The sequence below is a fragment of the Coleofasciculus sp. E1-EBD-02 genome (assembly GCF_040218245.1).
Lineage (GTDB): Bacteria > Cyanobacteriota > Cyanobacteriia > Cyanobacteriales > Coleofasciculaceae > Coleofasciculus.
In genome coordinates this window covers 52,161-73,734 of sequence record NZ_JAVJQN010000085.1, presented here as the reverse complement: position 1 = coordinate 73,734, position 21,574 = coordinate 52,161, and the positions used below count along the sequence as shown (strand labels likewise).

At 45.0% G+C, this 21,574-nt stretch carries 18 protein-coding genes; 5 read left to right on the top strand and 13 right to left on the bottom strand.

Annotated features, from left to right (window positions below):
* Window positions 1-239: 239 nt before the first annotated feature.
* The 3 genes from deoC to RIC07_RS13995 form a co-directional block, all read right to left on the bottom strand.
* Entirely contained in the window at window positions 240-917 is a 678-nt protein-coding gene (gene deoC, locus RIC07_RS14005; protein WP_446395059.1) for a deoxyribose-phosphate aldolase, read from the bottom strand.
* 49 nt (window positions 918-966) lie between these two features.
* On the bottom strand, window positions 967-1,653 hold the full coding sequence (locus tag RIC07_RS14000) for a Uma2 family endonuclease (protein ID WP_446395056.1): 687 nt from the start codon (window positions 1,651-1,653) through the stop codon (window positions 967-969).
* A 99-nt stretch (window positions 1,654-1,752) separates the two neighbouring features.
* The gene (locus RIC07_RS13995; protein WP_446395055.1) at window positions 1,753-3,183 is read right to left on the bottom strand and encodes a hypothetical protein; all 1,431 of its coding nucleotides are present in this window, start codon (window positions 3,181-3,183) and stop codon (window positions 1,753-1,755) included.
* Between the two features lie 262 nt (window positions 3,184-3,445).
* On the opposite strand from RIC07_RS13995, the gene RIC07_RS13990 reads away from it, so the two are divergent.
* Complete coding sequence (locus RIC07_RS13990) at window positions 3,446-3,751, top strand: hypothetical protein (protein ID WP_446395054.1); 306 nt, start codon at window positions 3,446-3,448, stop codon at window positions 3,749-3,751.
* A 378-nt stretch (window positions 3,752-4,129) separates the two neighbouring features.
* Here the strand turns inward: RIC07_RS13990 and RIC07_RS13985 are convergent, their stop codons facing one another.
* The 4 genes from RIC07_RS13985 to RIC07_RS13970 form a co-directional block, all read right to left on the bottom strand.
* A complete protein-coding gene (locus RIC07_RS13985; RefSeq protein WP_446383315.1) occupies window positions 4,130-4,918 on the bottom strand; it encodes an ABC transporter permease in 789 nt (262 codons plus the stop codon).
* 331 nt (window positions 4,919-5,249) lie between these two features.
* The gene (locus RIC07_RS13980; RefSeq protein ID WP_446395053.1) at window positions 5,250-6,233 is read right to left on the bottom strand and encodes an ABC transporter ATP-binding protein; all 984 of its coding nucleotides are present in this window, start codon (window positions 6,231-6,233) and stop codon (window positions 5,250-5,252) included.
* A gap of 6 nt (window positions 6,234-6,239) precedes the next feature.
* Window positions 6,240-6,572, bottom strand: a complete 333-nt coding sequence (locus RIC07_RS13975) for an HD domain-containing protein (protein WP_446383319.1) — start codon at window positions 6,570-6,572, stop codon at window positions 6,240-6,242.
* A gap of 185 nt (window positions 6,573-6,757) precedes the next feature.
* A complete protein-coding gene (locus RIC07_RS13970; RefSeq protein ID WP_446395052.1) occupies window positions 6,758-8,230 on the bottom strand; it encodes an LCP family protein in 1,473 nt (490 codons plus the stop codon).
* A 278-nt stretch (window positions 8,231-8,508) separates the two neighbouring features.
* Here RIC07_RS13970 and RIC07_RS13965 point away from each other — a divergent pair, with 278 nt between their 5' ends.
* Window positions 8,509-9,567 carry a mannose-1-phosphate guanylyltransferase gene (locus tag RIC07_RS13965; protein WP_446395051.1) on the top strand — a complete coding sequence of 353 codons (1,059 nt, stop codon included), beginning with the start codon at window positions 8,509-8,511 and terminating at the stop codon, window positions 9,565-9,567.
* A gap of 280 nt (window positions 9,568-9,847) precedes the next feature.
* Here RIC07_RS13965 and RIC07_RS13960 read toward each other — a convergent pair whose 3' ends face one another.
* Both RIC07_RS13960 and RIC07_RS13955 read right to left on the bottom strand, forming a co-directional pair.
* Window positions 9,848-10,285, bottom strand: a complete 438-nt coding sequence (locus tag RIC07_RS13960) for an Hsp20/alpha crystallin family protein (protein WP_446395050.1) — start codon at window positions 10,283-10,285, stop codon at window positions 9,848-9,850.
* Window positions 10,286-10,471: 186 nt separating this feature from the next.
* The gene (locus RIC07_RS13955; protein ID WP_446395049.1) at window positions 10,472-10,792 is read right to left on the bottom strand and encodes a hypothetical protein; all 321 of its coding nucleotides are present in this window, start codon (window positions 10,790-10,792) and stop codon (window positions 10,472-10,474) included.
* A 274-nt stretch (window positions 10,793-11,066) separates the two neighbouring features.
* On the opposite strand from RIC07_RS13955, the gene RIC07_RS13950 reads away from it, so the two are divergent.
* Window positions 11,067-11,867 carry a toll/interleukin-1 receptor domain-containing protein gene (locus RIC07_RS13950; RefSeq protein WP_446395048.1) on the top strand — a complete coding sequence of 267 codons (801 nt, stop codon included), beginning with the start codon at window positions 11,067-11,069 and terminating at the stop codon, window positions 11,865-11,867.
* Between the two features lie 176 nt (window positions 11,868-12,043).
* On the opposite strand, the gene RIC07_RS13945 is transcribed toward RIC07_RS13950, so the two are convergent.
* The 3 genes from RIC07_RS13945 to RIC07_RS13935 all read right to left on the bottom strand — a co-directional run bounded on the left by RIC07_RS13945 (window position 12,044) and on the right by RIC07_RS13935 (window position 16,136).
* Window positions 12,044-13,501 (bottom strand): DUF1802 family protein, encoded by a 1,458-nt coding sequence (locus RIC07_RS13945; protein ID WP_446395047.1) that lies wholly within the window; start codon window positions 13,499-13,501, stop codon window positions 12,044-12,046.
* A 17-nt stretch (window positions 13,502-13,518) separates the two neighbouring features.
* Window positions 13,519-15,372, bottom strand: coding sequence for a hypothetical protein (locus tag RIC07_RS13940; protein ID WP_446395046.1), 1,854 nt, complete (start codon window positions 15,370-15,372; stop codon window positions 13,519-13,521).
* 74 nt (window positions 15,373-15,446) lie between these two features.
* A complete protein-coding gene (locus RIC07_RS13935) occupies window positions 15,447-16,136 on the bottom strand; it encodes a hypothetical protein (RefSeq protein ID WP_446395045.1) in 690 nt (229 codons plus the stop codon).
* Window positions 16,137-17,113: 977 nt separating this feature from the next.
* On the opposite strand from RIC07_RS13935, the gene RIC07_RS13930 reads away from it, so the two are divergent.
* The gene (locus tag RIC07_RS13930) at window positions 17,114-17,371 is read left to right on the top strand and encodes a hypothetical protein (protein ID WP_446373150.1); all 258 of its coding nucleotides are present in this window, start codon (window positions 17,114-17,116) and stop codon (window positions 17,369-17,371) included.
* Window positions 17,365-17,733: a type II toxin-antitoxin system PemK/MazF family toxin gene (locus RIC07_RS13925; RefSeq protein WP_446395044.1), complete on the top strand. Its 369-nt coding sequence runs from the start codon at window positions 17,365-17,367 to the stop codon at window positions 17,731-17,733. The genes RIC07_RS13930 and RIC07_RS13925 overlap by 7 nt, the downstream gene beginning before the upstream one ends.
* Before the next feature lie 906 nt (window positions 17,734-18,639).
* Here the strand turns inward: RIC07_RS13925 and urtA are convergent.
* The gene (urtA, locus tag RIC07_RS13920) at window positions 18,640-21,426 is read right to left on the bottom strand and encodes an urea ABC transporter substrate-binding protein (protein WP_446395043.1); all 2,787 of its coding nucleotides are present in this window, start codon (window positions 21,424-21,426) and stop codon (window positions 18,640-18,642) included.
* Window positions 21,427-21,574: the final 148 nt, after the last annotated feature.

Below are 21,574 nucleotides of genomic sequence, written 5' to 3'. Positions count from 1 at the left end.
TTGTCATTCGTCATTTGTTATTTGTCATTTGTCATTTGTCATTTGTCATTTGTCATTTGTCATTTGTCATTTGTCATTTGTCATTTGTCATTTGTCATTTGTCATTTGTCATTTGTCATTCGTCATTTGTCATTTGTCATTCATGTCAAGACTCTCGGATTTGGTGGGGGCGGGTTTAGTTACGTTAATGGTTTGAGTCGCCACATTATTGGTCAAACCCGCCCCTACATACTTAAACCTCATTCCTCGCCTTTTTCCTCACGCTGTTGCAACAACTCTGGTCCACGAGAGGTTCCTAATCGGGTTGCTCCGGCTATGACTAAATCTAACGCTTGTTCGATGGTGCGGATACCTCCTGAAGCCTTAATCCCGATTTGTCCTTTTGTCAAGTCTTTCAAAAATTTGACATCCGACACCGTTGCACCTCCATGCCAACCTGTACTGGTTTTGAGATATTGCGCCCCAGCATCAATGCAGATTTCGGCGGCGAGTTGTTTTTCAGTGTCAGTTAAAAGCGTTGTTTCTAAGATAACTTTGACGGTTTGCCCAGTTTCCTCGCAGATTGGGGCAATTTCGCGATAGATAGCGTCGGTGTTCCCGGTTTTTAATGCCCCTAAATGAAGCACGACATCCAATTCCGTCGCGCCATTTTCTACTGCTTCTTGGGCTTCGTAGAGTTTAGCAGTAGTTGTGGTAGCACCACTGGGAAAGCCAATTACGGTACAAACCTTGGGCGTTTTGTTGTGTAAGAGTTCAGCCGCGAGTTTGACGTACACTGGATAGACACAGACTGTGGCGAACTGAAATCGATCAGCTTCACGACACCATTTTTCTACCTGTTCGGGTGTCGCCGTGGGCGAGAGGAGGGCATGATCAATCAGAGGAGCAAGATCAATATCGGGATAATCCATTGCGATCGCGTTTCTACTTTATAAAACCTAACACCTAAAACCTAACACCTAACACCTACTGACGTGATGCCAAGTCTTGAACAAAATCTTGATGATCTTGACTGGCTAATCCCTGCTGCAATACGTCTAAAACCTTGGCTAAATCTCCAGCTAATAACGCTGCTCTATCTAGCCACAATCCTGAAAAAACAGTTGAATAAAGAATCCCTTCGCGATTAGGTTTAAGTTTAGTATAGTCTCCTTCCCTTAACCGAAACCAATCCAATTCACCGTTTTCAACTCGCCACACTAAATACTCTTGTACTCCATTACGGCGATACACATTGAGTTTTTGGTGCAAATCAATGGAAACACTACTAGCCGCAATTTCTACGATCAACTCAGGCGCACCTTCGATATAATCATCGTCGCTAATTGTTGATTGTCCACCGACTTTAATTCTCAGAATAGCATCCGGTTGAGGTTCGTTATCCAGATCCAGCCTAACTGTACAATTGTCGCCCAATTGCAGATTAGGAGTGAAACTTGTGTAGAAGCCTAGCCACAGCATAATATGAGCATGGGGTTCGCCATGTTGCGTAATCCTGAGGGGAGATGCCATATAAACGATTCCTTCAATTAATTCGGCTTTTTTCAGATCAGGCATAGCCGAATAGCGATGCTCAAATTCAAAACGGTTGAGTTTGTCGCCGTTTTCTAAGCGGGGAATTGTTACTTGACCAGAGAGTTTCGTCGATGTCATAGTCACCACTCGCGATCGCTGCCTTTATTATCCTTTTAAATACTAGCATCTACGCCCAATTGGGCGTAGGGAAGAATTTGACCTGTAGAATGTGAAAAACTACTGAATTTGGGGATTTTCCATCTCTTGACGCAGTTGATCGGCTTCTTCTAAAGTGGCTTCGGGATCTTCATCCGTTGAACGCTGCACATAATTAATTTTCAGTTCTTCTAACAAGTCAGACAGCAACGACTGAAGTTCTAGCTGTGTTGCCTCATCCTGTAATTCTTCCCGCAGGGCGTACTTAAAATTGTGACTCAGTTGGTCAAACAGTTGTCGCCCTTGTAAATCAGAATAAGAGGTAGCCAGGACTTCGTAGGTTGTCTTAGCTAAATAATTGGAAAGGTTTTCCATAACCTCTTTGGGCAACCCTTTCATTCCCGGTACTTGTCGCAATCCGGTGTAAAAATCTGACTGTTGCAGCGCTCCTTTGAGACTATGATGTAATAATGCCTGTAAATCGGGTTGAACTTGCGGTAAAACTTTATAAATAGAGAGTTCTAAGAGGCGATCGGTGATGGCATCGACTTTATTAATATCGCTAACTTGGACATACGTCTCAGGTTGCAATATGGCACGCGCCATATCTCCTTTGTCAACAGATTCTTTTGTTTGATTAATCAGTCGCACCATCAAAAACATCGATACCCGATCTGCCAAGTACGCTGCCGGTTCGTGGGTGACTTGTGCTAAAATTCGCTCCATATTGAACAATCCTGATTGATGCGATCGCACAGATACCGGAATAATCCGTAACCAGCGCCAGGTGGGAAGGAGTAGCAGCATGTCGTACCAGCGCCGCCAGAGGGCATCTCCCCATGTCAATTTCTCTTGGCGTCGAGACATGAAGAAGGTACGGAATAAAAGCTCAATCCCAAAAAAGGCAATAAAATAAAGGTCAATACGCCAGAAGTTATCAACGAGTTGACCATTTTCATCGGTGGGTCGAAAATAATTGCTCTCTAGTAGCAGTCGAATCTCGCTGTTAAAGAATGAGAGGGCGTTTTCCCAGCCTACTTGCGCTAGATACTCCTGTCGCCAAAATCTTGCAAAGGCTTGCTTTGCTGATTCCGTATTCAGATGATCGCGCATTCGCCGCTTCAGTTTAGCGAATGTCCCAAACTTATTGGCTGCCAAAAATGGGTTCTCTTCAATCAGGTCATTACTTTGTTGGCGCAACTCTTGCAAGACTGGTTCAATTGGCGGTGCTTGCAGTCCCTGTTGGGAGATTTGTACGGTTAAAGCATCAACGGTATTGAGGTAACGTTGGGTATCAGGATGAGGCTCAATACTTTTAACCGGGTCATAGACTGTCACAATCTTAGGAAATTCTCGCACATAAACATCCCGCAATGGGATATAGCTGAGATTGAATAATGCCAGCAGGATATTCGCCCATGCAATTAAGGCGGTGAGCTTATTCCACCAGTTCCGACCCCGGTTTTTGTAGGAATCGGCATGGGTTTCCTGCGTTAGAGCTTGTTCTGCCATTTCCCCGTTGAATAATCACTGCAAACAAATCGGGGCAAGTGCATCACCCCTATTGCAACTGAGCGTATCAGACGCTACAACAAATTAGTTATCTCGCTAGATAGAAGACAGAATTGGATTATATCATTCAATAGATAGATGCATGAACCCGACAAGTCACTCTATAATGAGTGAGGAATTAAACATTTATGGTTTTATCCAGCCTTTTTGAGGCGTACCCAGCCTTTTTGAGGCAAATTTTTGACGTTAATGAGGTATTCTTATGGCTACCGAACCAAACCAGCAACAGATATACCGAGACAAAGTGCAAGCTGAGTTAAACAAGCTAAATGCTCAGGTTGATGAAATGAAAGCCAAGGCAGCCCAAGCCCAGGCTGATGCTCAGATTCAGTACAATAGCCATCTTGAGGAACTGCAAACCAGACAGGTTGCGGTGCAAACGAGACTGGAAGAACTCCAGGCGGCTAGTCAAGATGCTTGGGAAGATATCAAAATTGGTGTAGAAGCCGCTTGGCTGGATTTACAGCAATCCTTCCAAAATGCCGTTGCCAAATTTGATCAAGAATAGTGATTGGAGATTAGGAAACCCTTAACTTTGCTCAGGGAAAATGGGTTGTATGGGCGGGTTTAGGAACTTTCTTTTAGCTGTGGATAATAACGTTTGTTCAAAACCCGCCCTGACCGATGTGCAGGGGCGGATTTGGCTATTATATTGTTACCTTAATGTTACTCAACCCGCCCTCATCTCCCCAGCCCCCCTGAATCTCCTTTACTTTTCACGGGATCTGGAAAACCTCTCTCCAAACCTCTCTCCTACAAGGAAAGAGGCTTTGAATTCTCCCCTTCCGTGCAAAAAAAGCGAAGCATCCGCTGTCCTCCCTGGGGGGTTAGGTTTGATATCGATTTTTCTAAATGGCGTGAAAAGTCAGCTGCACCTCCGCCCATCTCACGCTCCCATTCCCGAATACTGCTTCAATCCCTTGCGCCACAACCAGCGATTGACGCCAAAAAATAACAATCCCCAACCCACCATAACCAAAATTCCTTGGACAATATTAACAGGTAGCCCCACTAACAACGCGGCGGGAAAATGAGCCAAGTAAGGGAAAGGTGTCCACTCGGCAACGGCTCGGACTGTAGGGGGAAAAACTTCCAACGGTGCCATCATTCCTGACAGAAACAAATAGAATAAATACCAAAATTGTTCCAGTGAACTGGCTCGCTCTGTCCAAAATGCAAATAAAGCAAAGGTATATTGGATTAAAAATCGTAGGGCAAATGCCATTGTCGTGATGAATATAAATAATAGTATATCACCCAAACCAGGCAACCAAAATGCTGGGGGATAGAGGAGAAAGAACAAACCTAAAAGTATAACCGATAAAGGTAGGCGAACAAAGCGTTCAGATAGATGACCTGCAACATGATGCCATACAGGATCAATGGGTTGCAGGAGTTTAGGAGATAGTCTGCCCTCTACCACTTCCCGTTCAAAATCAAAAATCATCCACACCACAGTAAACTGGCGAACGATAAAAACGGATAGGAAGTAACGCATAAATTCTTCAGGAGTTAGTTCAAACTCCCCGGCTTGAGATGCCTGCATCCAAACCCCCATAAGAATCAGCGGCAAGCTATTGGAAAGTATCCAAAAAAAAAGCTCTGCTCGGTATTCCAACATGTGAGCATAGTACACAGATAGAAATATCTTACTGGTATAAATTAATCGCTTCATAGTAATTAGACGTTGCTGAATCAGTATTGTGGTGGGGGAGATGGGGAAGGTAAATAATTAATGACTAGAAAAAAGTTTTCTATGTAGGGGCGGGTTTCACTACTATCGTTTGAAATGGTGCGTTACGCTACCCTACCCTACCCTACCCTTCGGGAACGCTTCGCGAACGGGAACGCTTCGCGAACGGGAACGCTGCGCGAACGGGAACGCTTCGCGAACGGGAACGCTGCGCGAACGCTAACGCACCCTACACCCGCCCTGTCCAAATGATTAATTTCTGGACAAATGACCAATGACCAATGACCAATGACCAATGACCAATGACCAAAAATCACGAAACAACTCCGGCTCGGAAAACCCGACCGATGACTTCTTCGATGGGGGGGTCACTAACCGTTAAATCTATCACCTCTAAATCCGCCAAAATCCGAGCCACGGTACTTGTCAGCTTTTCACGCTGCACGAGGAAACGTACTGCTAACCCATCCACCGCTTCTATTTCTGCATAACCTGATAACTCCTCTTTTGACAAGGGTTGAGCCAGTTCTACTTTCACCTCCCGATAGGGAGCAAAGCGATTGAGGAGTCCCTCCAAGCTGCCATCATAAATCATCTGCCCTTCATAAATTAGCAGCACTCGCTGACACAGCGCCGTAATATCTGCCATGTAGTGACTGGTCAATAAAACGGTGGCTCCCGTGCGCTGGTTGTACTCGCGTAAGAAATTCCGCACCGCTAATTGTGCATTAACATCCAATCCCAATGTAGGTTCATCTAAAAATAAGACTTGGGGTTGATGCAAAAGCGCCGCCAGTAATTCAGCTTTCATGCGTTCTCCGAGGGAGAGTTTCCGCACGGGTTGCGTGAGTTTGGCTTCTAAAGATAACATTTCTGCCAGTTCCCCGACGCGACGTTGAAACTGGTTGTGAGAAATTCCATAAACGGCGGCGTTGATTCTCAGGGAATCCAAGGCGGGTAAGTCCCAAATCAGTTGCTGCTTTTGACCCATGACTAGGGTAATCTGCTGCAAAAAGTTGGATTCCCGCTGAAATGGCTGATAACCCGCCACCTTCACCTCACCCCCGGAAGGGTGAACCAGTCCGGTGAGCATTTTCAAGGTCGTGGTTTTACCGGCACCATTGGGACCGAGAAATCCCACCACTTCCCCCATGCCAATTTCAAAGGAAACATTTTGTACAGCAACGACAGAGCGGTACTTTCGGCGCAAAAAGTGGGTGAGAGTCCCCTTAATACCGGGTTGTTTGACCGCTACGGGGTAGACTTTGCTCAGATTTTGAGCCACAACAATAGACATAATGATCTAGTCTACTTGACTCTTGGTGGAGAGCGATCGCGCATTTTGTAAATAACCCGCTTCAATACAGTCCGCCACAATTTGCTCAACCAATTCCCAAAGTTGAGGTGTACCCTCTTGCACAGGTTCCATACGTTGCATCACTTGACCTTCAGTAATACCATGTAGCTGCCAAGTTCCACCCTGATTCTGGTAATTTAGCAGCAGGGGTTGTAAACGGTCTAGAGCGACGGCAAATCGGGCTGTCGGCGTGGCTACGGCTTCAAATTCATCCCAGATTTCCCGTAACGATTGCCCTTGGTCTTCGGGTAACATGCCAAAAATTTTGTCATTTGTCATGTGTCATTCGTCATTCGTCATTTGTCATTTATTCAGGAATTCATCATTTAGACAGGGCGGGTTTAGTTACATTAGGGTGGGCAAAAAACGATAGTAGTGAAACCCGCCCCTACACATACAACTCTTTTCTAATCATTGATCATTCACCTCCCTCTGCTCCCTCTACTCCCCCAGCTCCCTCAGCATTATTCCTCCGCTTCTGGATGCCGAATCAACCAATCCTCACCCACACGAATGGTTAAATCGGATTCAATATCTCCTGTGGAAGAGGCTTCGACGTGACCAAGTTGCAAAACCCTTTTCAAGGTGGTTGCTGCTTTCAAATCGCCTTGTTGCACAATAATCTGAGTTTCGCGTACCTGATCGGGCCAATCCTGTATGATGTAGACATTATAGAAGTCGTTTTTCGCCAAATATCGAGCAACTTTGTGAGCTAATTGCGGGTCATCTGTGGCATTTTGAATCGCAATTCGCAACCGTTGGGGAGAACGCCGAATCTCCGATGAACTCCAGTCAAGGGTTTGCTGAAAGTATTGTTGCATAACGCGATCGCGTCCGGCAGAATCCATAATCCAATAGCTGGCAACATATTCCTCTGGATTGCTGAAGCGACCGGGCAAAAGTACCATCTGAAAATCATCTTTGTCTAAATCTAAGCCAAAGCCCACCAGCGCCAGCATTTCTTCTAAACTGAGATTGGTATCAATATATTGCTGCATCACCCGAATGATTTGGGGTAAACGCGGTAGCACCTTGGGACTGAGCAACCGTTGACGCAGCGCCTTGAGTAGCGTTTGTTGGCGCTGAACTCGACCAATGTCGCCGTAGCCGTCTTTACGAAATCGAGCAAACTGTTCGGCTTGGTCTCCATTTAAGATTTGCCATCCCGGTTCTAAATCAATGTACAAATCCTGGGTGACATCCTCATACTGCATCGGATAGGGAACAAACACCTCAACTCCCCCCACCAGGTCTACCAATTCCCGAAATGCATCCGTAGTCACCCGCACATAGCGATCAACGGGTGCATCATTCAGAGTACGACTCACCACCCGTGCGGCTAACGCTGCACCCCCTTCCACATTGGCATCATTGATTTTGGCAAGTCCTACCTCCGGAAGTTCCACTTGGGTATCCCGAGGAATGGAAAGCATCGTCACAGACTCTTCTGTCGGGTCGAGGCGTAACAGTAGCATAGTATCACTGCGACCACTGAAAACGTCGGAGGAGTTTTTGTCATTATCGGAAACGCGGTCAATTCCCATGACCAGGATGTTGACCGGTCGGGCTAAATCATAGCGAAACGCTTGTCGCCAGGAATTTTCTTTCGCGCCAGGGACAAAATTTTGCGGCACGATTAAGGGGGACAGAGGGGTAATTAGGGCAACCGTTGCGCCCAAGGTAGCAGATACTGTAGCGGTTAAGATAAACGCCGCACTCCACAGAAACCAGCGCATATAGCGACCACCACTGGATTTATTTGAATGATCATCGGAATGGGACTCTCCGTCATCACCCTCTGGCGGTGGGGGAGGCGGGGAACCCCCAGTATCATTTTCAGTATCATTTTCAGCGACATCAGAGTCGCCCTGCGATCGCGTATAATCTTCAGGATGGGAGACTTGAAAACCCCAGCTAGTTTGGGAACTATTCGACACGTTGTTTTATCCTCACCACACACCAACTGTTCTGGATTCTTTGACGTTCACCGAATCTATTGCTGGATTATAGCGTTACCAGCTCACTCCCCCGTGAGTTCTCCTCAGCTCCCCCAGCTCCCCCAGCTCCCCCTGCTTCCCCAGCTCCCCCAGCTCCCCCAGCTCCCCCAGCTCCCCCTGCTTCCCCAGCTCCCCCTGCTTCCCCAGCTCCCTCAGCTTCCTCCGCGCCTCCGCTCTCCCAGGCTAGGATGTAGCAGACAATCAGAATAGCATGGACAATGAGTCAATTAATACCTGTAATTTTAGCTGGCGGCAAAGGTGAACGGTTTTGGCCCCTTAGCCGCAAACACCGACCTAAGCAGTTCTTAAGTTTAGATGGTAGTGGAAAGAGTCTTTTACAGACCACGGCTGACCGTCTCAGTCAATTGGCGGGAGGTTCAGCCAATGTCTGGGTGATCACATCGGCTCAATTAGCCGACGGGGTGCGAGAACAGTTACCCCAACTTGATAGTGAGCATATATTAGCCGAACCCGAAGGGCGGGATACTGCACCTGCTGTGGCGTGGGCAACCTTAGAAATTGCGCGTCACTATGGAGAAGATGCGGTGATCGGCTTTTTTCCAGCAGACCATTGGATTGCGGATCAGCAGGCGTTTCAGCAGACCATTGAGGCGGCGACTCAGTTAGCGGCGACTGAAGCGGCGATTGTCACCTTGGGAATTGCCCCGGACTACCCCTCTACAGGTTACGGTTATATTGAACAAGGAGAACCCGCCGGAACGTTTAATAATTTACCAATTTATCGGGTGGCTCGATTTACAGAAAAGCCAGACCGAGAAACAGCCGAGAAATTTCTGGCGACGGGGAAATTTAGCTGGAATGGTGGGATGTTTATTTTCCGGGCTGGCGTCGTATTAGCGGAACTAAACACGTATGCGGCTGATATTATCAATCCGTTACAACAACAGGGGATTGATGCTTATTCTAAACTACCTAAAATCAGTATTGATTATGCCTTAATGGAGAAAACCCAACTGGCTTATGTTCTCCCGACTACGTTTGATTGGGATGACTTGGGAGATTGGAATGCCTTAGAACGTTTGCACAAGGGAGAGGCAGCGAATGTGGAACTGGCAACTCATGTAGGGAAAGATACCCAAGGGGCGATTCTTTATACCAGTGATCAGGATGAGGTGATTGTGACGATTGGCTTAGAAGATGTGGTGGTTGTGCGAGATGGTGGGGTGACGTTAATTGTGAAAAAAGACCGCACCCAAGAAATTAAGCAGGTACTGAAAACCCTACAAGCGGATTCGAGATTTAGTCAGTTCCTTTAATTGTAATTTGTCCTGGATTATTGCCAATCTATCCGTAGGGGCACCATCCTTGCGCCCTTGTTCAAGGCGTAAGTATCTGGACATAAATTTTGTCCGCTATAAAACATCTTCACCTAAATATCGGTGGGTTACGGCGGATAGTCCATTAAAGGTTTATTGCCTGACTTTAAGTCCCGCCTAACCCACCCTACATAACGATTACTTAGCGCCATTCTCAACAATAGGTTTTTCAGGGAAATAGGGCGCACGTCGGTGCGCCCATAGGAGTGTTTGGCTAAGATTAGCCGATGTTAACTTTGACTACTTTGGTTTTTTCGGCTTCTGCTTTGGGCAGAGTTAGCATCAAGATGCCATCTTTGTAATCGGCTTCCACTTTATCGTTCTGAATTCGAGCGGGTAAGGGAATTACCCGTTGGAATTTGCCATAGCGGAATTCACTTCGCGTAACACCTTTTTGATCAGTCTTGGTTTCAGCTTGGCGTTGACCACTAATGGAGACGGCTTCTGCGGTAACTTGTACGTCCAGATTTTTGGCGTCTATGCCTGGAACTTCGAGTTTGAGGTAAACCGCATCCCCATTTTCGTGCATTTCGGCGGGGGGGACAAAGTTTCCTGCCCATTCAGAACGGCTTGTCGGTGTGAGGCTGTCAAACAGACGGTTCATTTCATTTTGTAAGGAATCAATTTCCCGGAACGGTTCCCAACGAATCAGTGCCATAATGTATAACCCTCTAAAAACGAAGTGAGTATTTCAGGGGTTTTTTAGAACCACCTCTTTCTATGTTTTTAGAATACAAAAACCCAAGAGGTAGAGGGATTCGGTTCAATACCCTATTGGAGTAGTATTCACCGCACCTGTTCAGGGTGTGTTTACTCAAGGATCTGCATTGGTGTCAACTGAAGCTTAAAAAGAAAGCGATGCCTTGACTTGTTCCTGTTTCTGTGGCGCTTGGGGATTCTTCCCGGCTTCGGCGAGTATCTTCACCTGTTCTAAGGCTTGGGCTTTGTCTTGGGAGGATAAGTTATCCTCCGCCTCAATAATATGCTGTAGTTGTCTCAGGAGTTCTTTGGTTCCTGTAAGCTGCGTCTGTGTGGCTGTGGGGAGTTGGTTAATCGCGTTGGTGGTGTCAGTGGCGATCGCATCCAGATTGATGGAGTCTGAATTGCCACTCTCTGCACCATTTTCTGGGTTTGTCTGATTGGGCGTTTGGGAATTCTTCAGCATTATTCTCTCCTTGAGTTGGGTTTAGGTTTAGGTTACCGAAGGCGTGATCCTGGCACATCTCCCTATGGTTCAATCGACTTCACCCACGAATTCAGTTCTTTTCAAGGGACAAAGCTGTCGATACTCGAAATTTGACTAATAACTTAGAGAAAATTAATATATCAAAAGTTATTCTACCAAAATTATCAAGAATTTTTAACAATGTCCGGAAAATTTCCTGGCGACTGTGAAGTCTCCGAAAAATCAAGCCTTATAGTATATTTCTAGATATCAGATGACTAGCATTCACACCCCAAGGACTCATTCTCTTCCGCCGCGTTTTACCAAGAAGCTGCTGTCTTTATTCCAGTCTCGTTTCCGAAAACTGGACATTCAAGAGCGTGGCAGTATGTTATTTTTCTCTTACTCCCACAAGGACAAAGTATTCGTTCAAAAGCTCTACGCCGCTTTATCTCCGAATTATGAAATCTGGGTAGATTGGGAAGATATTCCACCAGCGGTTGAGTGGTGGGAGGAAATTAAGCGAGGGATTGAAGATTCGGATTATTTTCTATTTATGCTAACTCCCAACTCAGCGATATCTAAGGTTTGTGGTCAAGAGTTAGAGTATGCTTTAAGTCAAGGCAAACGGATTTTCCCGATTGTGATTGATCAACCTGATCCAGTTCCTCTATCACTGCGATCTATCAACTGGATGTTTTTTACTCCAGAAGAAGAATTTGACGTTTGCTTAACTAAATTGTTGGATGCTCTCAATATTAATCCAGAAGACGCCAGATTACATACTAAATTCTACGGACTCTGGCGGGATTGGGTTTCTCATGATCGGGATCGCAGCTATTTGCTACACGGTAAACAACTCTGGGAAGCAACAACTTGGTTGGCTAAATCAGATAATAGTACACCCTTGCCACTTCAAGAACACCGAGAATATATTTGGGCGAGTCAGTTGGCACAGTTTGTACGAATTAAACGAATTGCTACAGGTATAATTGTCAGTGCGATTCTGGGCGTCTTAATTACTCTGCATTTTCTTACCCCTAGCTTTTGTGAAAATGGAAGTTTCCCTTTTTAGATCCTCCTCTTCCCTTTTTAGATCCCCCTTCCGTCCCCCTTCAAAAGGGGGAGACCAGAGGATGCTTCGCTTTTTGTTCCATGGGGGATTTAGGGGTATCTCTTATTTAGTAGGGGTTTCAACATGAAGTTGATACAGATGTTCATGAATAGTCTCCAACAAAAGGTTTCTTAACCTTAATGAATTAGAGGTAAATCGCGCAAAAAATAGAAGCGATCGCGGTTCAATTCATTACCCTTACTTCTCCCTAAGTAACCTGCCAAGGGTGAGGATAGTTCAATGAGAATATCACGCAATTCATTCGGCATTAAGGGTTTGGGGGGACTCGAACCGATATACGCACCATAAATCGCATCAACTCCCACTTCGCCTAACCCTGCATTTTCCTGGAAGGATTTAACGGATTGGACAATGTGCGATCGCACGGCGATGTCTTGACGCACTTCTACCAGGTATTGCTCTATTTTATCATCGGCTAACCCATAAGCATCTTGCAAGCAGGCTTTGAGTTTCAGTAAATCGATAGCACCCTTATGCTGGGCTTGCAATTCCACGAGATGTTGGAGAGTTTCTGGACGAATCACGCTAATCTGATTATTTAAAGTTGTTCGTAAAGCATCTGGGGTTAATTCTCCGGCGGCGACAATGAGTTTGAGACAAGGATCATAGTCTTGTTGCAGATGATTGTTTCCCAGTTGGATTAATTGTCCCGGAGTTTTACTGGGTACTATTTCACTTTTGGTGGCTTTGCATTCGCCAACAATAGGATAAGGTGCATCGGCATAAAAATCAATCCCGCCAGCACCGCCAGTGGCTTCGGGATTTAGGCTTGCTTTTGGGTCATTTCTAGAGTTGGTAAATCCTAGTTTCAGTAAGCTTTTTCGTACCAGCTTTTCAAAGGTATGACCATCGCTAGAGTTACCGACATCAGCGATTGTTTTAATCCAGATGAAATCAGAGTCAAATCTCCCGATTGATTGGCTACTCCAGCCTAAGAATTGTTTGATATCTTGGTCGAGTTCTTTAGCTGCTAGACTATTATTTGATAATGACGCGATCGCACTCTGTAATTCTTCCAATTCTGGATGCTGAGGCGGCTGTCGTTTTTCCATCTGGCGACAGCACTGTTCAAAGCGTGTCTGACTCAAAACAGGTGTGTCTTGAGTCACGGTTAAAGGTTGGGGAAGCGGAATAAATCGGGGACTCGGATGGACAGGAATTTCTATCGGTTGCGGGAGTCGATAAACCCGCAGGTAGGCTAAAAAAATATGACCTCGTTTTACACGAGTTTGCTCCAATCCCGCTGTTGTCCATACGGTTAGCTGGGATAGAAAATCAAGGGATTCGGAATCATCCAAAACTTGACAACGTTCGCATTTTGCCCAGGCTTTAATTAGAACGGTTTCAGAACCGAGTTCAGCCAGACTTTTTTGGGCGGTGGGGATAAAATTTGAGCGATAATATTGTTCGATAGGCAGAGCGTTATTGGAGGTATCTGAGGGATAAAGGGCAAATTGTCGTCCCGGATTCAAGAATATTCGCGGAATAGCGGCGATCATTCGCCCTTCGATTAAGGCTTCGATATCCGGGGTGGGTAGACAAAATGCAGTTTGAAGTAAAACCTGCTGGCTCATTTTTATAAAGTTATACGTTATAGTTCGATGTCATTGTCTACATCAGTAACAGTCTGAGGAATGCTCATCGGCAAATCATCATCCGTTAGATTATCAGGTTCTTGTCCCGACGGATCACTTAAAATTTCTCGAATGAGTGGGTTATCAATGGCTAACCGCTTCTCCTTGATAAAATCCAATATTTGCTCTTCGCTGAGTTCGTAACTTTCCCGATTTTCATAGACAAATAAGATAGCTAGAAGGGGAATTATATCTGAGCTTTGCAACAGCACCCATTCTCCGCCTTTCTCTTGCAAAAGCTTCCTGACATTATTTTGAGCTAATTTCGCTCCAGAGTTAATTTTCTTAGAACGAACTAAGCAACCACGAGTTAAGTCGAATTTTTTATAGTCAATCAACCGCTTTAAGGCAGCCCCCTGATACCTTCCTCCAGATTGCTCAAGAACCGCCACTCCAATTTTAACCTCTTGCTCATTTTCTGTCCCGACGATTTTGAAGTGAATGTATCCTTGATCCGTTTTGCTACATTGAATTTCTTCTACTCTATCAATAGTTACTCCCTCTATTGTTTGCTGGCAGAGAGTTGAGAAAGCTAATTTTAAAGCCTTAGCAATTTCATCGTTGTTTTCTTCTGATAATATATCTATATTTCGCTGAATATCATCTAATTGTGTTTGATAACACAGCTCAACGATATTTTTGGTTTCGCCATTTTCTGAAAGCTTAAAGTTTTCTGCACACCACCGAATCACTGCCCTTACCGTAGGTTTTTGCTTACCAAGCTCCCTTAATTTGTTTTCATCAAATGGATAAATCGGATCAGGTGGTGTTTGTTGATTTTCACCATAGAATTCTTGGAGCCAATAGGAAACAATTTCAATTACCTTATCTGAGTTTAAATAGTCCAGTTTTAGCGGTTGCATATCTGCTCTTTCACTAGCCAAACGAGCCATTACCGCCTCAGCTTGAGGTAAACTTCTCACTTGCTGACTCCAAGTATCAGCATACATAGCGAGCAAGAAAGCACCGCGTTTGAGAGTGTTATACAAGTCCTTGACCAAACTGGCAACAAGTTGGGCTACAGTAAAGCCATTATCATCAATCGCTACAATATCTAACTCATCAAAGCAAATCACGGGTACTCGATAATCACTGGTGATGTCGAGAATCTGGCGAGCATTATTTAAAGCGTCGGCTTCTCTGTCTTCTCCTTTAGGATTGGGTAGCCCCATTGTCTCAGCTTGGATCTGACTTAACTCGCCACCAGACAGCCAATGAATGGCATATCGAGCATGAGCAGCAGAAAGCGTCCACAAAATTGCTGTTACGATATAAGGATTATCAATATCGGGTTTAACCTGAAGAACCAGATTGGTGAGCATATCACCTAATTTGTTTGAATATTTGCTCAACCACTGGGGGAAAATTGCCAGATATTGCTGAGGAGTATAATTCCAGTTTCTGGCTTCATTAATCAAAGCAGCCGCCAATTCTTGCCACTGCATGACTCCTTGGCTACCAAAGGCTTTAAGACTAGTGGCTACATTTTGGTTAAATAGAGTATTGATCTTATTTAAGTTGTCATATTTATTCATATAAATAAACAACGCATCACTATGCGCTTGGTAGTGATGGCGAATCCGACTGATAATATGGCTTTTGCCTAGCCCTTTTTCAGCCGTAATCGTAATTCCTACGGTTTGACGTTCCCCGCGACGCACTTTAGCCACCGCATCAAATACAGCATCAGATGCATGAGCATTTATTGAGGGAACATCAGGAAAGCTTTTTCCCCAGATCTGTAGTGGTGTAACTACAGTATGTCCAGCAAAGGGGTTTTTATTTCTGATTAATTCTTCAAGGGAAGACATAAACCTAGTCCTTGTTGTGTGATGTGAAGTGAATAAGTAGTACACCCAAGACGATACAGAAAGACTGTAGAATTTTAGGAGGTTAAACGTCGGGCATAACAGCGTAATCCATCTAGTTCTGTTGTAATCGAATCTTCAATTTTGTCTGGTGCGCTATCTTCTACGCTGCCACCTTGAAGCTGTAAGATATCGTTAGCCTGCATTTCTAGCATCCAGTCGTTGAACTGGGAACGAGAGACGCGATCGCCAATGGTTCGCCGTATCCGATATATGGGTACTAAGTCATCCAAGTTATAGTCGCGGTTAAGCTGATCGTAGACATCCAGCGCCACTTGCTTAAATTGATCATAAGACGCGATCGCACTCTCCCCAGTCTTCCCGGCTGCAACCGCCCCATCACCAACGGTACCCGCCGACATAGCTTGTTCTCGAATCCATTTGAGTAACGCATTCGCGGTTCTTGCGCCAATCTGACTCTCAAACTCAAACGCCTCACTTTTCAGCCCTGCTTGCAGCATCTGCAATCCCTTCGGCTGTACCAGAGACACCTTATACCGAGAAACCGCGATCGCACCGTTTTCTTCCAACTGCTGATAACTATTCTGGTAATCGGCGGCTGTTTCTTTCTTCCGTTTCAGTCGTTTAGTCAGTTCACCCCTCTTAACATCCGAACCTCCCAGATCCCACAAGTAAAGCAGTAGGCGGACTTGCTTCGCTTTCGCTTCAATATCTGTATCTGTCTTCGCATCAACATCGTTGGACATCGTTGTTACCCTATCCGTCATGGAAATTTCTGAGTCTAAAGAATGAACTTTTGTAAAAATACTCCCTGCTATACTAACCCCATCATCTAATCACTTGCCAGTTCAGTCGCGATCGGTATAAAGCCAGTACAGCGTCAGTAGGAGGCAGTTTAGAGAAAAATCAATGCATTCCATTGATAACCCCCCAGTAAAACCCACCCTCACGCCACAAATGATGTGTTTTGCAAATAGTCTCTAAGTATTTTTACTTAATTCAGAGTCTCAATCGTTCAATTTGATCCTGTTTTCAACGGGTTCAGGATGATCACCTGCTCATCAATCGTTGCCCATAATCGTAACCTAACTTAATACTTTTCGGGCAAATGTTAACTTCCATGTCATTTCCTTGTCTTTCAACTTGAGAGTGGTAAAGTAAAAGTATGAAGCAAATAAAGCTTCACCGGACAGATACAAAAGCAACGTTTAGATTCACAGAAAGAGGTAAAAACGCTGGCTAAATCAATCAATCTGTCTTCTCTAAAAACAACAGCAGCAAACCATTTAGACGCTGATATTTCCTAAGCTAGTTAATAGGGAGTAAGGCAACTGAAACTTGAATTCAGTGCAACTCCAGATAGAATTACTAAAAGAAGGAAATCACTCAGCAAGTCGATCGGACGTGCTGCTGTTGTTTTAGCATTTCCAGCCAAATTAATAGGAGAGGGCGACCCAACCCAATTAAACGGATTGGAGTTTTGAATTAGTGGAAGCGGATCGTCCCTACAGGTGGTTAATCTTGCATTTCTAAACAGGAACGCGATCGCACTTCGGGGAACCTCCAGCTAGAGCGTCGATCCAGTAATAGCCGTTCGGTTGTAGGGTGCGTTCCTGGAAGTGAATTCTACTGCTCCATCGATCGCCGATTGGGAACGCACCAAGCTTATGGCTCGATGAATTACTCAGCTATACTTTGAGTAGTGACCTCGACTCATCCCTCCATGACTGATTCGCCAACCAATCTTCCCATCCGACGAGACTTGATAGACGACACCCAAGCTCTGGCTAAAGAGCTAAATATGTCTTGGAGTCGGCTGATTAGCCTTGCTCTGAGTGAATTTCTGCGTCGATACCGTGAACGAAAGGAACTGCTAGAACAGGTCAATGTGGCTTACTCCGATGGACTTGACGAAGAGGAGACGCAACTTCTACAAGCAATGCGTTCAACTCATCGTCGTGTCATCGAAGGAGAATGGTAGTTAAACAAGGTGATATCTATTGGGTGGATTTAGGAGATCCGGTTGGCTCGGCTCCTGGCTTTCTCCATCCTCATGTGGTGATCCAAAATGATGCTTTTAACCAAAGCCAAATCAGAACCATTGTGGTTTGCGCCTTAACATCCAATCTGAAGCGAGCCTCTGCACCCGGAAATGTGCTTCTGGAACAAAAAGAAGCAAACCTACCGAAGCAAAGCGTGGTCAATATTTCCCAAGTCTTTACAGTTGACAGGAGCCAACTGGCTGAAAAAATTGGCACTCTGTCGCCCAGACGAGTTCGTCAGATTCTAGATGGTTTGCAATTGTTACTGGAGCCTGATGAATTTGATGAGTGGGAAGATTGATTTGCAAGCATTCTGAATTTACTTTATCTTCTATACAGATTGTAGTTAAACCGTCAAGTAAGCGTAAGTTTTGCATTTTGTCAATATAAATGTACCTGGTAGGGGCGACCCGCTTGCATTAATTAACAATTGTAGTCCACTCAATTTGATCGGGTCGCCCTCTCCTCTCAGCTCAGATGTCAGCAAGTGTTTCAGGAAGGGAGAAACCGCGATCGCGAGGAGGCTCTCCTCTGCTCCTAGTGGTCTGTCAAGCATATCCAAATCGAGAAAGAATTAATCTAACTTCACATTTTCCTCCATAAAAGTAAACTTACGTATCATTCCCTTGTCCTTTCAATCAAAGGTGGTAAAGTAGAACTATGAAGCAAATAAAGCTTCACCGGACAGATACAAAAGCAACGTTTAGATTCAAAAGAAGAGGTAAAAACGCTGGCTAAATCAATAAATCTGTCTCATCTAAAAACAACAGCAGCCAACCATTTAAACGCTGATATTTCCTAAGCTAGTCAATGGGGAGCAAGGCAACTGAAACTTGAATTCAGTGCAACTCCACAGAGAATCATCAAGAACAGGAAATCACTCAGCTAGTAGAACTGAAATGCTGCTGTTGTTTTAGCATTAATTAGCCAAATTAATAGGAGAGGGCGACCCAACCCAATTAAACGGATGGGAGTTTTTAATTAGTGCAAGCGGGTCACCCCTACAGATGGTTAATCCTGGATTTGTCACCAGAAATGTGATCGCACTTCGGGGAACCTTCAGCTAGATGAAACCCGCTTCGGGGAACCTTCAGCTAGATGAAACCCGCTTCGGGGAACCTTCAGCTAGATGAAACCCGCGCAGGCGGGTTTAGTTTGTGTAGCTGCGGTTTTAACCGCCCCGTTCTATCATATCCGGTTCAACTCCTTAATGGGTTTGAGCCTTCAGTCGGATATTCATCTCCTGACTCACAGCAACTTTACGATTTTGTCGCACCGGAATCTCAATAATAAACTCTGTTCCTTGTCCAGGAGTAGAGTTACATTGCAAAATTCCCTTATGCTTGTCTACAACAATTTGATAACTAATCGAGAGTCCTAAACCTGTCCCCTTACCAATCGGCTTAGTCGTAAAAAACGGATCAAATAACTTTAACTTCACATCATCAGTCATCCCTGATCCATTATCACTAATTCTCACCCGAATATAATCAGCCGAGGGCGCTTCTGATTGAATCCGAATCATCGGCGAAAAATTTGTCTCATTCCGGGCGACAACTTCCTCTAACGCATCAATTGCATTACCCAGGAGATTCATAAACACTTGATTAAGCTGCGACGGATAGCACTCAACCAAGGGTAACTCCCCATACTCTTTCACTAATTCAATCTCTGGATTGTGACCATTCCCTTTTAGCCGATTTCGCAATAACAGTAAGGTACTCTCCATCCCCTCATGAATATCCATGGGTTGCATTTGGGCTTGATCCAAACGCGAGAAATTCCGCAAACTCAACACCAAATGACGAATTCGTTCCGCCCCAATCTCCATTGAACCCAAAGTTTTGGGCAAGTCTTGCATGAGAAACTCTAACTCAATCTCTTGGGCGTGATCTTGGATTTCGGGTGCAGGTTCAGGATAATACTCTTGATACAACTGCAGCATGTTTAATAAATCGTCGGTATATTCTTTGGCGTAGTGGAGATTACCGTAAATAAAACTGGTGGGATTATTAATTTCATGGGCTACCCCCGCCACTAATGTCCCTAATGTGGACATTTTTTCCGTCTGCACTAACTGCGCTTGATAGGCTTTTAAATCATGCAACGCTTGCTTCAGTTGTTCCGCTTGGGCGGTGGCTAAGGCGGCGGTTGTGCGACTATGGGCATACAGTTCAGCTTGATCAATGGCACTCGATAGTTGATCAACTACTGAAACAATTAATTCAACTTCCTGTTCACTCCAGTAGCGGCTTTCCTGATAATGTTCACAAACCACCACGCCAATTTTATTGCTGCGAGTTTGTAGGGGTACAATTAGCAACGCTTGCAGTCCATCATCCAGGAAGCGATCGCGAGTCTTACCCTTAAGCTGACTATCGCTGGCAATATCGTCAATCCGTAGCAACGATTGCTGCTGAATCATTAATGGAAAATCCGGCAAAAGTTCGTCCGCCGTATTCCATTGCACTCCCTTATTTTCACTTAACTCTCCCGCCACTTCCATGGGTTCAAAGCGAGGAGGAGTACCGTAAGGATGATACCACAAAAACTGGCAGCGATCGATATGCAATAAACTACAGATTTCACTCACCGCCGTCTTCAAAATCTGTTCTAATTCCAACGAACTGCGAATTTGACTCGACAAGCGACGTTTCAACAGTTTTTCTTGATCTTGTAACTCGCGAAATTGGGCTTCGGCTTGCAATAATTGGTCTTGAGTGCGTTGCAACTTTTCATTCGTCGTCACCAGTTGCGCCATCGCCGCTTCCAATTCACGGGACTTTTGTTCCAGTTGGCAGTTATATTGAATCGATTGGGAAACCTCTGCCAGCATATCAATAACCACGGGTGAGATCTGATTACTTAACTTCTCAATTCCCAACCAAGGCTGAGGTTTAAGGCGTCCGACACTGGTAAAGACAATTTCAAATTGACCACCCTCCAAAATCTTACCAATCCGGCAATGTTTGCTGACGTGGTTATTTGTCTCAATCCGAATCTTCCCTCCCGGCGCTGCAAAGGTTTGCCCATACGCCGCTTCTCGCACTGATTCCACATCAAAGCCACCCGCTTTTTCTACGGCTTGTTTCCAGAGATAAACCTGGGTATACGCCGACTCAATCGGATCACTAGTGACTTTATCGTGACCATAACGTGCCTGGAAATTCTGGACAAATTCGCGGTTTTTCGGGGTATTAATACTCTGAAAATAACTCCAACTGGCATAATGACCTGCTGCGATATTTCCCCCCATTCGCCGCAGTTCCTCTTCAGCGACACTCACCGCTAAGATGGGAATCTCCTCTGCTGTGATTCCGGCTTCTTGGTACTGTTGATAAAACGCTAAATTACTATCCCCATTCAGGGTATTAAAGACCACATCCGGTTTAGCTTCTTTAATTCTGGCGATTAAATCACCAAAATCGGTCATCCCTAACGGAACATACTCTTCCCCCGCTAAACTTCCCCCTTGCTGTTTAAGTTGCGCCTTAATTAACTTGTTAGCGGTTCGGGGAAAAACATAATCAGATCCAATCAGATAAAAACGTTTTCCCTTATGTTCCAGCAACCAGTTAACCGCTGGACCGACTTGTTGATTTGGACAAATACCCGTATAAAAAATGTGGCGAGAACATTCGAGTCCTTCATATTCAACCGGATACCACATCAGGGCGTTGAGTTCTTCTAAGATGGGTAAAACCGCCTTACGACTTGCAGACGTCCACCCGCCAAAGATTGTGGCAACCTGATCCTGTTCGATCAACTTTCTGGCTTTAATCGCAAACGTCGCCGATTCGGATGCGCCATCTTCGATCACGGGTTCTATCTGATGTCCTAAGACACCACCCGCTTGATTAATTTCCGCGATCGCCATCAATTCTGCATCCTTTAACGAGGCTTCGCTAATCGCCATCGTGCCGCTTAAAGAATGTAAAATGCCAACACGGATCGCAGCACCAGATCTGATCACTGACTGGTTGAATTCGCTCATTACTGATGTTCCCGAAATGTTCTCCCGTTAAGTGCCTCTCTACTGTCCAATAATCCTTTAACCGTTGCTTTTTATTGTTGACGTGATCAATTAATTAATCATCTTATTGCAATCTGGATTAATTATTCCGTTTAAGATTTCTCAGTTC

Excerpts from the sequence above, each read along its gene's own strand:
- RIC07_RS14000 (WP_446395056.1), bottom strand. The coding sequence starts at position 1,653 with ATGACATCGACGAAACTCTCTGGTCAAGTAACAATTCCCCGCTTAGAA.
- RIC07_RS13995 (WP_446395055.1), bottom strand. The coding sequence starts at position 3,183 with ATGGCAGAACAAGCTCTAACGCAGGAAACCCATGCCGATTCCTACAAA.
- RIC07_RS13990 (WP_446395054.1), top strand. The coding sequence starts at position 3,446 with ATGGCTACCGAACCAAACCAGCAACAGATATACCGAGACAAAGTGCAA.
- RIC07_RS13985 (WP_446383315.1), bottom strand. The coding sequence starts at position 4,918 with ATGAAGCGATTAATTTATACCAGTAAGATATTTCTATCTGTGTACTAT.
- RIC07_RS13980 (WP_446395053.1), bottom strand. The coding sequence starts at position 6,233 with ATGTCTATTGTTGTGGCTCAAAATCTGAGCAAAGTCTACCCCGTAGCG.
- RIC07_RS13975 (WP_446383319.1), bottom strand. The coding sequence starts at position 6,572 with ATGACAAATGACAAAATTTTTGGCATGTTACCCGAAGACCAAGGGCAA.
- RIC07_RS13965 (WP_446395051.1), top strand. The coding sequence starts at position 8,509 with ATGAGTCAATTAATACCTGTAATTTTAGCTGGCGGCAAAGGTGAACGG.
- RIC07_RS13960 (WP_446395050.1), bottom strand. The coding sequence starts at position 10,285 with ATGGCACTGATTCGTTGGGAACCGTTCCGGGAAATTGATTCCTTACAA.
- RIC07_RS13955 (WP_446395049.1), bottom strand. The coding sequence starts at position 10,792 with ATGCTGAAGAATTCCCAAACGCCCAATCAGACAAACCCAGAAAATGGT.
- RIC07_RS13950 (WP_446395048.1), top strand. The coding sequence starts at position 11,067 with ATGACTAGCATTCACACCCCAAGGACTCATTCTCTTCCGCCGCGTTTT.
- RIC07_RS13945 (WP_446395047.1), bottom strand. The coding sequence starts at position 13,501 with ATGAGCCAGCAGGTTTTACTTCAAACTGCATTTTGTCTACCCACCCCG.
- RIC07_RS13940 (WP_446395046.1), bottom strand. The coding sequence starts at position 15,372 with ATGTCTTCCCTTGAAGAATTAATCAGAAATAAAAACCCCTTTGCTGGA.
- RIC07_RS13935 (WP_446395045.1), bottom strand. The coding sequence starts at position 16,136 with ATGTCCAACGATGTTGATGCGAAGACAGATACAGATATTGAAGCGAAA.
- RIC07_RS13930 (WP_446373150.1), top strand. The coding sequence starts at position 17,114 with ATGACTGATTCGCCAACCAATCTTCCCATCCGACGAGACTTGATAGAC.
- RIC07_RS13925 (WP_446395044.1), top strand. The coding sequence starts at position 17,365 with ATGGTAGTTAAACAAGGTGATATCTATTGGGTGGATTTAGGAGATCCG.
- urtA (WP_446395043.1), bottom strand. The coding sequence starts at position 21,426 with ATGAGCGAATTCAACCAGTCAGTGATCAGATCTGGTGCTGCGATCCGT.